Source organism: Bradyrhizobium sp. DOA9 (assembly GCF_000617845.2).
Lineage (GTDB): Bacteria > Pseudomonadota > Alphaproteobacteria > Rhizobiales > Xanthobacteraceae > Bradyrhizobium.
This window is the reverse complement of record NZ_DF820425.1, coordinates 635,454-649,019: the sequence shown is the minus strand read 5'-3', so window position 1 is coordinate 649,019 and position 13,566 is coordinate 635,454. Positions and strand designations below refer to the sequence as shown.

The window sequence follows — 13,566 nt, the reverse complement described above, 5'->3', positions numbered from 1 at the left end:
GCGAGAACGTGTGTCGGCCGGTAACGGTCGGTAACTAGTTTCCGACCTCCTTCCTGAATCTGTCCAGGAACCGGCGGATGCGTCCCTTCAGCTCCGTGTCACCAGGTTCGGTGTCCCAGTTGTTCTGACACCATTGAGCCATTGCCTTCACCATGTCCGCCTGGGTCTTCGGAATACCGCTTTCATAGATCCAAGCCGCAGCTGCAGCATAGAAATCAGGCCAATCGTATTTTGCAGGTCGACCACCGACATTCGTTCTGACGGGCGCACCGGAGACCGGGCTCGTAAGGGCAGGGAACGCGGACAATACCTCATTGGTCGGGAGGACCACGGGCTCAAAGAAGGCTCGGTTTCCCCACGCAAAGAAATCGCCTGAGAAATCGAGCGCGTCAAACATCTCACCTGGCAGATCAAACCCTTCGGTTATTTCCAGTGCAGATGCGTTCCATCGAATGTCCCCTGAATACCAAGTTGAGGATGGCACCTCGAATGGCCCGATCTGGGGAATAGGGACGGGCGTCAGTGGATCTTCACCCTCGTAGACGACGCTGATCTTGGCAGTGGCCGTTAGCTCCCCGTCAGCCAGCAGCGCGAGGAGCCGGCGCAAGGTATCGTTGGACCCAAGTTCATCCTCGTCCAAGCGCACCTTCGTGCGTGCAAACAACTGTTCGGGTACTGGTCTGATTCCCCGAGCGATCCATAGCGCCACCTGGGCGAGAGAAATCTGATTGGGCAACTCGGAAGGCATGCTTGACTCCGCTCGTTACTGCATCCCGGACTGCACTAGCTGGCCGTTATCGACCGCCCGACTACTCGGCACCGGAAAGGTTGGTCCGGTGAAATGAAAGCTCGTCACATCCCCATGACCGCGGAACGGCTTGAGGTAGGTAGCTTCGATGCGGGTGATAGCACCGGCCTCGCACCTGGCCTGAAGGCCCCAAAGCAGGCCCTCCGGCACATAAGCGAATAATGACCGGGTGGTTCGCGACAGCTGTATTGAAAAAAGGCTCAGACGTGAGTCGGAATCGCCAACACGATCTTCCCTAAGGCTGCGCTCAAAGGTGAATGCGCATTCGATGGCCTGGCCGATGTGCTCGGGTTGAGGGGGATCGATTTCAACTATGCTGCCGAGCAGGGTGATGATTGCTTCCTCTGTCGTATGGCGCGGCCGTTCCGACGAGTGACAGCAGGCGAAGTAGCTGAATGAACAGTTCCGGATGTCGATGATCATACGGTGTTCGGGGACCTGGGATTTGCGGGCAGAAGATTTCGGGCGGGACATCTCGATCTCGCTCTTGCGTGATGGATTTATTGAGAAGGGCTCAACGCGCCTCTGGCGCCTTGGGGGTTAGAGCGGCTCCCAGGCTATCGGCGATTTGCTGGCCGACGGATCTGAGCGGATCGTTTGCGAGATGGGCGTAACGCTGGGTCGTGGCTGGATTCTTATGACCCAGCAGCTTGCCGATGATGTACAGAGATGCGCCAGAACCGGCGGCAATGCTGGCGAAGGTGTGACGCATGTCGTGGAGCCTAACGGTCTCCAAGCCTGCTCGGTGCCTAATCGATTTCCAGGTGGTCTTCAGTTCCTTGACTGACTCTCCCTCCTTCCGTCCTGGAAGGACGTATGGGTTACCCGCCAGCCTGGGCAGCTCGCGAAGAACCGCAGTTGCCAAGGCGTTCAAGTGGATGGGCTTCCTGCCGCTCTTGCTGTCGGGCAAGAACAGCATCGATCGCTCGAAATCGACGTAGTCCCATTTGAGTGTCAGAATCTCACCGCGGCGGGCTCCTGTGAACAGAAGGAGACGGATAGCCGCGATCGTGGATGGCAGGCTGCGACCGCTTTGCTCGGCCTCCTGGATGGCCTCGGCTAGGCGGTTAATCTCCTCCGTGGTGAGAAAACGCTCGCGAGGACTCTCGCGATATTTCTCGATATGGCGACATGGGTTGCTATCTTTGGGAACCAGTTCCCGCGCTTCAGCGAACGAGAACATCTTTGAGACGACGGCAACGGTCCGATTTGCCTGGTACGGGGTCTCATGCAGATCGTGATGGAGGCCGGCAATGTCAGCGTTCTTGACGTCCTTAGCGATCCGCTTTCCCAGCTTCGGGAGAACGATCCGGTTCAGGATGTCGCGGTAGAGGCTGGCCGTACTGGCTTTGCGCTTCGTATCGACGTGTTCGGCTAGGAACAGCTTTGTCAGCTCCTCGACGGTGAGGTCTTTCGTCGTCGACCTCCCGCTCGACGGATCTCCGCCACGAGCGATCTCACCTAGCATGCCGACGGCATGACGCCGCGCTGTGTCCGGCGTCCATGGGGCGCCATGCTTGCCTATCGTGAACCATCGCTGGCGCCCGTTCACGCGCGTCTTCAGGCCATAGACCTTGTCCCTCCGCTGGCAACGAACGGAGAACCCGGACAGCTCGCCGTCCCAGACGATTTCGCCGGGTTTGAGGGAGTCGACGACGCGCTTGGTAATACGTTTCGTAGTCATTATACCGGCCGAAATAGCTACACCGAGTAGTAGCTACCAGATAGCAACCTAGCAACCAGGAAATAGGGCGTAGATCCGCGACCGGATGTCGCTGACTTGATTGAAGAATATGGCTAAATCGTAGTGCTTCGTACGTCTGAGTATTTAGACCCTGAAACTACGAATCTGAGGGTCGGACGTTCGAATCGTTCCGGGCGCGCCATTCTTCGCCGAAAGGTCAGGACAGGACAGCATCTGGTCGCCAGACCGGCCCGAGACCGGATGGCCATGCCGTGTGGGGAGCTGGATGAGGATATCGCAGGCGTTCAAGTTCGAGGCGGCGCATCGGCTGCCAAACGTGCCCGAGGCCCATCGATGCAGCCGGCTGCACGGCCATTCCTACCGGGTCGAGGTCCAGCTGGACGGTCCGGTCGACCCGCACACCGGCTTCGTCGCTGATTTCTTCGATATCGAAACAAGTTTCGCCGGCATCATGGCCGCGCTGGACCACCAGTGCCTGAACGAGGTCGACGGCCTCGCGAACCCGACCGCCGAGAACATCGCGGTCTGGATCTGGGACCGCTTGAAGCCGAAGCTGCCGCAGCTGTGGGCGGTCCGCGTCTATGAGACGGCGGAGTGCTGGGCCGAATATCAGGGGCGGTGACGACGGTCCGACCACGCTGAGCCGGCGCCGGCCTCACCGCCGCCATGAGGTGCAGCCGCTCATCTGCTCCGCCAAATGGGACCCGGCAGGGAAACCCAGGATCGGCCGTCTGCGCGGAGTGTCCCTGCCTGCAGACCATCTGACGGGTCTCATTGCTCACGCACATATGAGCTGTGTTGATAACCGCATGCGGGTTGGAAGGTTTAGTTTCAAGCTGGCGCCGAATGTCCGCAATGCCCCTGTTCAGGGAAAACCGCTGATGGAACGCAAGCTCGCCGCGATCATGGCCGCCGACATCGTCAGCTACAGCTTGATGATGGCCGAAAACGAGGCCTCGACCTATAAAGAGCTGCGCGCGGTCTTCGACAATCTGATCGAGCCCACAGTCGCGCAGCATGGCGGACGCATCTTCAAGAAGACCGGGGACGGGTTCCTGGCGATGTTTCCCAGCGTCAACGAAGCCGTTGATGCGGCCGCTGCCATCCAGCAAGGGTTCGACAACGCCCCATTTGAGCTGCGTATAGGCATCAACCTCGGTGATGTCATCGAGGATAATGGCGATATGTACGGCGACGGCGTCAATGTCGCCACACGGCTTGAGACGATGGCCGATCCCGGCAGCATCTTCGTTAGCGGCGCTGTCGTCATGGCCGCAGACCGCAATCGCGGCGATGTGTTCGCGCGTGTGGGCCGCAGGCGCGCCAAGAACATTCCCGAGCGTCTCAATGTCTACCGGGTCCGGCGCGCGGAATCCTCGTGGTCTCGCTGGCGAAAAATCCCGCGCGTTCTACACAGCACCGCTGCGCGCTGGTCGTATGGCGTCGCCGCCCTAGCCCTTGTCCTCATCGGCACGCAGATCCAACCGCTGTCCCTGGCGGCGATGGTCAGCCGGCTCCCGGCCGCGCTATCTTTCGACCAGACCCGCGCCGACCCGCGGCCGTCAGTCGCGGTCATGCCCTTTGCCACCATGGGCGGGGACCAGTCGTACTTTGCAGACGGGCTGACCGAGGATGTGACCACGGCGCTTGCAAGGAATTCCGAGCTTCAGATCATCGCGCGCGACTCCACCTATGCCGTGCGCGGGCAGGAAAGCGATATGCGCAGGCTCGGAGCAAAGCTGGGCGTTTCCTACGTTGTGGAAGGCAGCGCGCGCCGCGAGGGGGACCGGCTTCGCGTCTCGGCGCAGCTGATCGATGTGAAATCGGGCGCGCACCTTTGGTCGCGCAGCTTCGACAGGCAGGTTGCCGACGTCTTCACCGTACAAAGCGAGCTGACCACCGAAATCGTCGCTCAGCTCGCGCCGTATATCGGCCGAAATGAAGCTATCGCTGCCGCGCAACGTCCGACCGACAACCTTCAGGCTTACGATCTGCTCCTGCGGGCTCGTCATCGATACCGGCACGGCGTCCAGGATGCGGAAGCACTTACGGAGGCACGCGGCCTATATCAGCGCGCGCTGGAAATGGACCCGGCCTATGCTGCCGCCCGTGCGGGTTTGGCCCTCACTTACATCGCGGATGTGGCCAAGAGGTCGAGCGGTCGGGCGACAGCGCATGAGCTGGAACTAGGTCTCAGCGAAGCGCGCCAGGCTGTGCGCCTCGATCCCAATCTCTCGCTCGGCTATCAGGTGATCAGCTTCGGGCTGGCGGTGCAGGGCGATTATGCGGGCGGCTTGCAGGCCGCCAAGCGCGCCGTCGAACTGAATCCCAACGACCCGGATAGCATGATGGCCTTGGCAAAAGCGCAAGTCCGTTTCGGGGACTACGCGGACGCCGTTGCCAATGCCGAGCGGGCACGTCGCCTTCATCCCATGGCGCCGGAATATTACGCCTATGTGCATGGCCAGGCTCTTTACGCCGCTGATCGTCGTGATGAGTCGGCTAGCGTGATCTCCGAATGCCTTGTAAGGGCGCCGCGCGATGCCAACTGCCTGCTCATCCAGGCTGCGCTGCAAGGGCGGCGCGGTGATATCGAAGCGGCGCAGCTGACCATGGCAAGCTTGGTAGGGGCCCAACCGACCTTTTCGTTGGAGGCAGAGCGCTCTTATCGCCGCTTCGGCAACAAGCCGCTCATGGAGCAGTTCCTGAACGACCTGACGCGGGCGAAGGCGCCGGGGGCTGCGTAGGAGGATTTTTGTTCAGTTTCATCTCGTCGGGCGCGCCGTTTCGATAGTAAGTTCGTCCGATGCGCACGATCGATCGTCTATTTTCCCGCCTCGTTTTATTCCTTGCCATCGCCGCCGCCCCGCTTCCCGCGCGCGCGGCCGAAACCTGCCCGTTCATCAGCGCGCAGGAGCTCGCCCGCGCGATGCCGGCGCTGAAATGGTCGCTGATCTCGAACCAGGACGGTCGCGGCTGCATCTACCAGGCCGGGCGCGGCGACACGATGATGCTCTCCGTGTTCCGCAATCCCGACAAGGACCGCGCCCGGGAATTGTACGCGACCTTCGTCAAGACGCTCGGTGAGCGCATGAAGCTGAGCGCAGTGTCCGGAATCGGCGACGAAGGCCAGGGCGGAACCAGCGCCGCGGGCGCCGAGCGCCAGGAGGCTTCGGTCGTCGCCCTGTCCGGCGATTACATCCTGCAGATCAGCGTCTATCCGATCGGCCGGCGCGCCGACGATGCGCTGCTCGGACCCGTCACCGAAGCCGCACGCATTGCCGTCGCAAGCGTGAGCAAGAGCAGCGAGCGGTTCGGCAATTGCGAGTGGCTCACGGCCGCCGATGCCGACGGCTTTCTCGACAACGGCACGCTGACGGTGCAGCGCACCGGCGCGGGCAGCTGCATGATGTTCGATCGCGAGGCCAACACCATGACGGTTGCGGTGATCGCGACCTCGCGCGATACCGCCATCGGCATGATGAAGCGCGCAGGGCCGTGCACGCACGTGGCGATCCCCGAGCTCGGCCGCGAAGCCTTCGGCGAGCATTCCTGCACCAAGGGCAACGGCAATGCCGTCACCATCTATGTCTGGAGGAACGGCCGGCAGGCCTCGATCCTGTTCGCCCCGGTCAAGCCGCATCCGCAGTCCGGCTCGGTCGAGCGCCTGAAGGCGGTTGCCGCGCGGGTGTATGGGAAACTGTGACGGCGTGACGTTGCGGCGTATACGCCCGCGGGTCAGGCGGCTTGGGAGATGATCTTCTCCGAGAGATCGTCCATCCCCTACACCGTCAGCCCGCAAGCCCGCCGGATCGCGATCTGAATCGGTGAAGGCGGCAATGCCGGATCGAACTCGCCCCTCGGCAGCAGCGGAGGCTGTGCCATGAAGCGCGGCCGTTTCCCGCGGTGCGGTTGCGCGGCATGAACCAGGAACGGGTGGCACAGATAGACGGTGCCTGCCTTGCCGGTCGCAAGTTCAACCTTGCAATCCCTGGTCGACGCCCAGTCGCCGGCAGCAAGTTGCCGGAGCGTCGCGCCCGCCTCGCCATGGGGCAGCAGCTCCCGCGCGATGGCCGCATGCGAGCCTTTCCGGATCCGCGTGGGCGCATCATCGTTTCCGACCTCCGAGAACAGGAAGAGCATCAGCAGCGCACGGCCGCTGCTCTTCACATCGGCACGCCATTCCATGAAGTCGGCATGGGCGGTGCCAAAGCTCATGTCCACATGCCAGCCGTCATCGCCTGGCGATTGCGATGACGGGAAGCGGATCGGAAAGGTTCCGAGGCCCCTGGGCGCAAGCCAGCGCCCTTCGCCGGCGAGCTGATCATAGGCCTTGTGCAGACGCGGCGTATTCGCAGCTTCACTGAAGGGGGGCGTCGCTTTGGACGCTACCCGGACAACGGGCTGGGTCCAATGTTCCGGCTCGTCCGGCGACAGGCCGATATCCGCCCACAGCTCGTCCCTGCATTGCTTGGCAAGGTCGGCGCTGAAGGCATTCTCGAGTTTGACGAAACCGTCGTCGATGAAGCTCTGGACCTGACTGGGCGTCAGGCCAGCCTGTTCGGTCTTGGGCATTGCACATTTCTCCGTTCGGCTACCGCATCGCGCGAAGCCGTTTGATCTGAGTGGCGCAGGAGCGCCGGAACGGCGTTCTGCCGTTCAGATCAGCGGGAAGAATGTGGAGATGAACTTCATGGCGGGAACGTATAGCGCGGCGGAGTGCGGAATCAAGACACGGACAAACGGATGGGCGAGGCTTTCACCGCAGGCCCTGCTCGTCGATCAGGATGCGGTGGATCTCGATGCGCTCCGGCAGCTCGATCAGGAACTCCGCGTCGCGCGCGAGATGATGGACCTTGGTCGGCTCGCCCTTGGTGAAGGCGGTCATGGCTGCGATGTCGGCCCAGTAGGAAATGGTGGTGAACCACGTCTCCTCGTCGCGGTCCTCGCGCAATTGCTGCACGCCGAGCGCGGTCTTGCGCAGCGGCGGGATGCCCTCGGCCTGCAGATAGGCCTGGTAGGCGTCGGCGAGGTCGCGGCGAGTACGGCCGCGCCAGATGCGGGCGATGGTGGGCTTGGTCGGCATGGCAGGATTCTCCTTGCTGCCGAACGCCGCAAGGCGCGTTCGCGTTCCAGCGTCGCCATGTCACGGCCACCGGCAGCCGCAGCTGGGAACCTCGCGCCCAAATCATCGGCCGGTTCTTGACCGGCGCCGCCGCAGCATTTCCACATCATTGATCTGAAACAATGATGGCCTTGGCCACAAATGCTAGGGCGAGTCGCAAGGTCACGTGCGAGGCTCCTCAGGCCGCACTCTCCGCGCGTGATGAAATCCGAGGGCTCAATGGGACGACTGCTGAATATCGTGACGCCGCTGCACACTGCGACCAAGCGCGACTACATGGGCCGCATGAACGACGACAAGATCGGCTGCTCGCTGAAGGCGCGGGAATACGAGGCCGATTATTGGGACGGCGACCGCCGCTTCGGCTATGGCGGCTACCGCTTCATCGAGGGGCGGTGGGCCCCGGTCGCCAAGGCGCTGATCGAGACCTACGGCCTGAAGGACGGGTCGAGCGTGCTCGACGTCGGCTGCGGCAAGGGCTTCCTGCTCTACGAGATGCAGAAGATTCTGCCGGGCCTCAAGGTCACGGGCTTCGACATCTCCAAGCATGGACTTGCCAACGCGCACGAGCAGGTGAAGCCCTATCTGTTCAACTATCGCGCCCAGGACGTCTATCCTTTCGGCGACCACAGCTTCGACCTCGTCATCTCGCTCGGCACGCTGCACAATCTCAGGCTCTACGAGCTCGAGGCCGCGCTCAAGGAGATCGAGCGGGTCGGCAAGAACAAATACGTGATGGTCGAGGGCTACCGGAACGTCGCCGAGCTGCACAACCTCGAATGCTGGGCGCTGACGGCGGAATCCATCCTGCACACCTCGGAATGGATCTGGCTCTACGGCAAGCTCGGCTACACCGGCGACTACGAATTCATCTATTTCGAGTGACCGGGCGCGCGATCCATGGACATCAAGACCGCAAAGGCCGCGATCCTCGTCGAATCCGGCAAGCCGCTGATCGTCGACGAGTTCAATTTGCCCGACAGGCTCGAGCACGGGCAGGTGCTCGCCCATGTGCACACGTCGAGCATTTGCGGCGCGCAGATCAACGAGATCGACGCCGTCAAGGGCGTCGACAAGTTCCTGCCGCATCTGTTGGGGCACGAGGCGCTGGCGACCATCGTTGAAACCGGACCCGGCGTCGTCTCCTGCAAGCGGGGCGACACTGTCGTCATGCATTGGCGGCCGGGCAAGGGCGTCCAGTCCAACACGCCGGTCTATTCCTGGCGCGGCAAGCGCCTCAATGCGGGCTGGGTCACCACCTTCAATGAATATGCCGTGGTGTCGGAGAATCGCGTCACGCCTGTTCCAGATACGATCGATCGTACCAGCGCGCCGCTGCTCGGCTGCGCGGTGACGACCGCGCTCGGGGTCGTCAACAACGATGCGCAGATCGCCATCGGCGAAGCCGTCGTCGTGTTCGGCGTCGGCGGCGTCGGCTTGAACATCGTGCAATTCGCCGCGATGGTCGGCGCCTGGCCGGTCATTGCGATCGATCGCCTCGACAACAAGCTGGCCATGGCCAAGGATTTCGGCGCCACCCACCTCATCAACTCCGAGGCGGTGGAGGATGTGGCCGCCGAGGTCCGGTCCATCGCGGGGGCCGACGGACCCGACAAGGTCGTCGAGACCACCGGTGTCAAGAACCTGATCGAGCTCGCCTACGAGATCACCGCGAAGAAAGGCCGCTGCATCCTCGTCGGGGTGCCCCGCGAGAAGGCCGAGATCTATACCCTGCCATTGCACTTCGAGAAGGTGCTGAAGGGATCGGAAGGCGGGCAATGCCAGCCCGCCCGCGATATCCCGCGCCTGGTTCGCCTCAGCGATGCCGGCAAGGTGAGCTATCGCGGCATCGTGACCCACGAATTCACGCTCGACGACATCAACGCCGCGCTGGACTTGATGCGCAGCGGCACCTCGGGCCGGATCCTCCTGAACATCAGCTGAGCGCTGCGCCCGCCGCACACGCGCGAACATCGAGATGCAGAGGTCGCTAATCGATCTCCGCCTTGGTCTTCAGTCCGGGCAACACGGTACGGACGTGCTCGGCCAGCGTCGTCGCCAGCAGCGAGGGCCTCGCCTCCGAGAATTCGAGCGCGATGCCGATGGTCGGAAGCAGAGGCAGTCCGGCCGAGACGACGTGAAGATCGAACGGAACGGCGGTTCGTGTCAGGACGCTGATCGCATGACCGGAGCGCGCGATCGCGATCAGGCCGGCGAGGCTGTTGCTCGCGTAGGCAACCCTGTAGCGCCGATTGACCGCGTCCATTGCGGCGCAGGCCGCGCGGTAGTCGAGGCTCATCGGTGCCGACAGCGCCAGAGGCAGGACGTCTTGCGTCAGTATTTTCGGTTCGGCCTCGTTCGCGACCCAGACGAAGCGCTCCTCGCGGATCACCTCGCGCGCTCCGGCATCGGACAGCGAGACCAGCGCCATATCGATCTGGCGCCGCACCAGCATTGGGCGCAGCTCGGAGGTCGGGGCGCAGACCATGCGCAGTTCGACATGGGGATGAAGCGCGCAGAATCCCTTCAGCAGCCCCGGCAGGAAGGCGATCGAGTAGTCCTCCGGGCAGCCCAGGCTCAGCGTCCCCTTGAGACTCTCGCCGCTCATGTCGGCGAGAATCTCGTCGTGTTGCGCCAGCAGCGTCTCGGCGTGGGCGAGCAGTTTCTCGCCGGCCGCGGTCAGCCTCATGCCGGATCCGCTGCGGTGAAACAGCGGCTGCGTGATCGTCTGTTCCAGCCGTTGCATCTGCATGCTGAGCGCGGACTGCGTCCGGCCGATCTGCAAGGCCGCCAGGCTGATCGAGCCGGTGCGGGCCACGACGACGAAATTCCTCAGAAGGGTGAGATCCAGCATCTACATCAGGAAGATTGATATCCAGATTGAATTATATCAATTAGCCTGAAGTCAAATTCTTGACTAGAGGTCAGACGTCCCAAGCCAGAGGTGGCTGTCATGACCTTGAATGCCGATCCCGATTTCTGGGCGTCCGCCAACACGCATCTGACCCGCTATGGGCCGAGTTTCGAACCCGTCATTATCGAGCGGGCGGCCGGCAGTTTCGTCTACGACGCCGACGGACGCGCCATCCTCGATTTCACCTCGGGTCAGATGAGTGCCGTGCTGGGGCACACGCACCCCGATATCGTCGCCACCGTCGCGCGGCAAATGGGTGCGGTCGCTCATCTCTTCAGCGGCATGCTCTCGCGCCCGGTGGTGACGCTGGCCGAGCGTCTCGCTGCGCTTGCGCCCGGTCTCGACCGCGTGCAGCTGCTGACGACAGGCGCGGAAGCCAATGAAGCGGCGATCCGGATGGCCAAGCTCGTCACCGGCAGGCACGAAATCGTCGCCTTCGCGCAAAGCTGGCACGGCATGACCGGCGCGGCGGCGTCGGCAACCTACAGCGCGGGCCGGCGCGGCTATGGGCCGGCCGCGGTCGGATCGTTCGTCATTCCCGCGCCGAACGCCTATCGGCCGCGCTTCAGGAACGTCGACGGCAGCAACGACTGGCAGACCGAGCTGGACGATGCGTTCGCGTTGATCGACAGCCAGTCGACCGGCAATCTGGCGGCCTTCATCGCCGAGCCGATCCTGTCCAGCGGCGGCATTCTGGAACTGCCGCTCGGCTATCTCGCGGCCTTGAAGCAAAAATGCGAGCAGCGCGGCATGCTGCTGATCCTCGACGAAGCTCAGACCGGAATCGGCCGCACCGGGCACATGTTCGCCTTCGAGCGCGACGGCGTGGTGCCCGATATTCTCACGCTGTCGAAGACGCTCGGCGCCGGCCTGCCGCTCGCCGCGGTCATGACGACGAAGGCCATCGAGCAGACTGCGTTCGAGCGCGGCTTCCTGTTCTACACCACGCATGTCTCCGATCCCTTGCCCGCCGCGGTCGGCGTCACGGTGCTCGACGTGGTCGCGCGCGACGGGCTGGTGGCGCAGGCGACTGCCAGGGGCAGCAGGCTCCGGGATGGATTGCTGTCGCTGCAGCAAAGATTCGAATGCGTCGGTGACGTCAGGGGCCGCGGGCTTCTGCTCGGTCTCGAAATCGTCGTCGACCGGCAGTCGAAGGCGCCGGGCTTCGAGCTCGGCGCGCGGATCATGGAGGAGACCATGCGTCGCGGTCTCAGCATGAACATCGTCAAGCTGCCCAGCATGGGCGGGGTGTTCCGCATCGCGCCGCCGCTCACGGTGTCCGAGGCCGAAATCGATCGCGGTCTCGAGATCATGTCGGAGGCGATCCAGGCTGCTGCGACGACGCACTGATCGGCGGAAGGCCTTCTCCGGATGCAGCTCGCCAGGACATATGGGCGTCCGACGCTGTTCTCGCGGCACGGCATGGTCGCCGCCGCGCATCCGCTCGCGGCACAGGCCGGTGCGCGGCTTCTGATGCAGGGCGGCAATGCGTTCGATGCGGCCGTCGCCGCGGCGGCAGCCCTCAACGTGGTCGAGCCGTTCATGTCGGGGCTTGCCGGGTTTGGACTGGCCACGGTCTGGGTCGCAAGCGAGCAGCGCATTCGCGTGCTCGACTTCGCGCCGCCGGTGCCCGCGAGCTTCCCGGTCGGCAGATACACCAGCAGATTCGAGCTCGAGCGCGGTCCGCAGGCGGCCTCGACGCCCGGCAATCTCGCGGGCTGGTGCGAGCTGCTCTCACGCTATGGACGCAAATCGCTTCCAGACGTCTTTGCGCCGGCGATCACGCTGGCGCGGGACGGCTTTGCGCTCTCGGATTTCGGCGTCGATGAGATCAACGAGCAGGTGCCGCTGCTCGAACCCTGGCCGGAGCTGCACGCCGCACTGGTCAGGAACTATCTCCCGGATGGAATGCCGGTGAAGCTCGGCAGCATCGTTGCGCAGCCTGATCTCGCGCAGACTCTTGCCGAGATCTCCGAATCGGGGCCCGAGCATCTGTATGGCGGCAAGCTCGGCCGGCGCATCGTCGACTATCTCGCCACGCTCGGCGGCAGCCTGACGCTGGACGATGTCATCGCCGTCAAGCCGCATTGGTTCGATCCCCTGACCGTGTCCTATCGGGGGCTCGAGCTTCACGTCCCGGCGCAGCAATGCGGCGGCTTCCAGTTCGCCCTGACCCTCAAGATCCTTGAAGGATTTGACCTCTCCCGTCTGCGGAAGGACGGCGCCGATCATCTCGACACGGTTTACCGCGCGATCCGTCTCGCCGCCGGCGAGCGCATCGCCCATAACAATCTGGGAGGCGATCTGGGACCGGATCAAGCCGCTGCAGCAATGTCCGAAGCGACGATCGCGCGGCTTCGCCAGCGCGTCAGCGACGGCCAGCCGATCACGGGCCCGACCGAGCAATGGATGCCGCAGGATCGTGCCGATCCCGGCCACACCACCTCGTTCTCGATCGCCGACGCCGAAGGCAATGTGGTCTGCATTACCCAAAGTCTCGGCAGCCCGTTCGGCAGCGGCGTCGTGGTGCCGGGGACCGGCGTTTGCCTCAACAACCATCTGCATTGGGCCGACGTGCAGCCGGCAAGCCCGAACCTCGCCAAGCCGGGCGACGCGTTGCCGGTGACGGTGGCACCGTCGATCGCGACACGCGGCAGCCGTCCGGTGCTCGCGCTGGGGACGCCCGGCAGCTACGGCATCCCGCAAACCCAGGCCCAGGCTTATGTGCAGCACATCGAGTTCGGACTTCCTCTGCAGCAGGCGATCGAGGCGCCGCGTGCGCGGCTGTGGGACGGCCGCTTCATTCAGGCAGAGAACCGCATCGCGCCGGAAACGATCGCCGAACTGAAACGCCGCGGCCACGAGATCGAGATCCTGGACACCGGGTGGACCATGCTCTGCGGAGGCATGCAGGCCATCGCGCTCGATCCGGTCACCGGCGTGATGACGGGTGCCGCCGATCCCCGGCGGGACGGGTATGTCATCGGCTTGTGAGCGGTCGCATATCGCCGGCC

13 protein-coding genes are annotated in these 13,566 nt (G+C 63.5%); 7 read left to right on the top strand and 6 right to left on the bottom strand.

Going from position 1 to position 13,566, the window contains the following annotated elements:
- Nucleotides 1-34 precede the first annotated feature (34 nt).
- The 3 genes from BDOA9_RS03010 to BDOA9_RS03000 all read right to left on the bottom strand — a co-directional run bounded on the left by BDOA9_RS03010 (nt 35) and on the right by BDOA9_RS03000 (nt 2,492).
- Complete coding sequence (locus BDOA9_RS03010) at nt 35-748, bottom strand: hypothetical protein (RefSeq protein ID WP_042335452.1); 714 nt, start codon at nt 746-748, stop codon at nt 35-37.
- A gap of 15 nt (nt 749-763) precedes the next feature.
- Entirely contained in the window at nt 764-1,231 is a 468-nt protein-coding gene (locus BDOA9_RS03005; RefSeq protein WP_025032473.1) for a hypothetical protein, read from the bottom strand.
- 91 nt (nt 1,232-1,322) lie between these two features.
- The gene (locus BDOA9_RS03000; protein WP_025032472.1) at nt 1,323-2,492 is read right to left on the bottom strand and encodes a site-specific integrase; all 1,170 of its coding nucleotides are present in this window, start codon (nt 2,490-2,492) and stop codon (nt 1,323-1,325) included.
- A 286-nt stretch (nt 2,493-2,778) separates the two neighbouring features.
- Between BDOA9_RS03000 and queD the strand changes: the two genes are divergently transcribed.
- The 3 genes from queD (at nt 2,779) to BDOA9_RS02985 (ending at nt 6,219) form a co-directional block, all read left to right on the top strand.
- Complete coding sequence (gene queD / locus BDOA9_RS02995) at nt 2,779-3,135, top strand: 6-carboxytetrahydropterin synthase QueD (RefSeq protein ID WP_025032471.1); 357 nt, start codon at nt 2,779-2,781, stop codon at nt 3,133-3,135.
- Nucleotides 3,136-3,394: 259 nt separating this feature from the next.
- The gene (locus BDOA9_RS02990; RefSeq protein ID WP_025032470.1) at nt 3,395-5,260 is read left to right on the top strand and encodes a tetratricopeptide repeat protein; all 1,866 of its coding nucleotides are present in this window, start codon (nt 3,395-3,397) and stop codon (nt 5,258-5,260) included.
- A gap of 59 nt (nt 5,261-5,319) precedes the next feature.
- Entirely contained in the window at nt 5,320-6,219 is a 900-nt protein-coding gene (locus BDOA9_RS02985; protein ID WP_025032469.1) for a hypothetical protein, read from the top strand.
- 77 nt (nt 6,220-6,296) lie between these two features.
- Here BDOA9_RS02985 and BDOA9_RS02980 read toward each other — a convergent pair whose 3' ends face one another.
- Together BDOA9_RS02980 and BDOA9_RS02975 are read right to left on the bottom strand one after the other, a co-directional pair.
- Nucleotides 6,297-7,088: a phytanoyl-CoA dioxygenase family protein gene (locus tag BDOA9_RS02980; RefSeq protein WP_025032468.1), complete on the bottom strand. Its 792-nt coding sequence runs from the start codon at nt 7,086-7,088 to the stop codon at nt 6,297-6,299.
- Between the two features lie 184 nt (nt 7,089-7,272).
- Complete coding sequence (locus tag BDOA9_RS02975) at nt 7,273-7,599, bottom strand: hypothetical protein (RefSeq protein ID WP_025032467.1); 327 nt, start codon at nt 7,597-7,599, stop codon at nt 7,273-7,275.
- A 237-nt stretch (nt 7,600-7,836) separates the two neighbouring features.
- Here BDOA9_RS02975 and BDOA9_RS02970 point away from each other — a divergent pair, with 237 nt between their 5' ends.
- Both BDOA9_RS02970 and BDOA9_RS02965 read left to right on the top strand, forming a co-directional pair.
- A complete protein-coding gene (locus BDOA9_RS02970; RefSeq protein WP_152033099.1) occupies nt 7,837-8,523 on the top strand; it encodes a class I SAM-dependent methyltransferase in 687 nt (228 codons plus the stop codon).
- 15 nt (nt 8,524-8,538) lie between these two features.
- Complete coding sequence (locus tag BDOA9_RS02965) at nt 8,539-9,582, top strand: zinc-binding dehydrogenase (protein WP_025032465.1); 1,044 nt, start codon at nt 8,539-8,541, stop codon at nt 9,580-9,582.
- A 46-nt stretch (nt 9,583-9,628) separates the two neighbouring features.
- On the opposite strand, the gene BDOA9_RS02960 is transcribed toward BDOA9_RS02965, so the two are convergent.
- On the bottom strand, nt 9,629-10,492 hold the full coding sequence (locus BDOA9_RS02960; RefSeq protein WP_025032464.1) for a LysR family transcriptional regulator: 864 nt from the start codon (nt 10,490-10,492) through the stop codon (nt 9,629-9,631).
- Nucleotides 10,493-10,591: 99 nt separating this feature from the next.
- Here BDOA9_RS02960 and BDOA9_RS02955 point away from each other — a divergent pair, with 99 nt between their 5' ends.
- Nucleotides 10,592-11,902: an aspartate aminotransferase family protein gene (locus tag BDOA9_RS02955; protein ID WP_025032463.1), complete on the top strand. Its 1,311-nt coding sequence runs from the start codon at nt 10,592-10,594 to the stop codon at nt 11,900-11,902.
- Between the two features lie 21 nt (nt 11,903-11,923).
- On the top strand, nt 11,924-13,546 hold the full coding sequence (locus tag BDOA9_RS02950; RefSeq protein WP_025032462.1) for a gamma-glutamyltransferase family protein: 1,623 nt from the start codon (nt 11,924-11,926) through the stop codon (nt 13,544-13,546).
- Nucleotides 13,547-13,566: the final 20 nt, after the last annotated feature.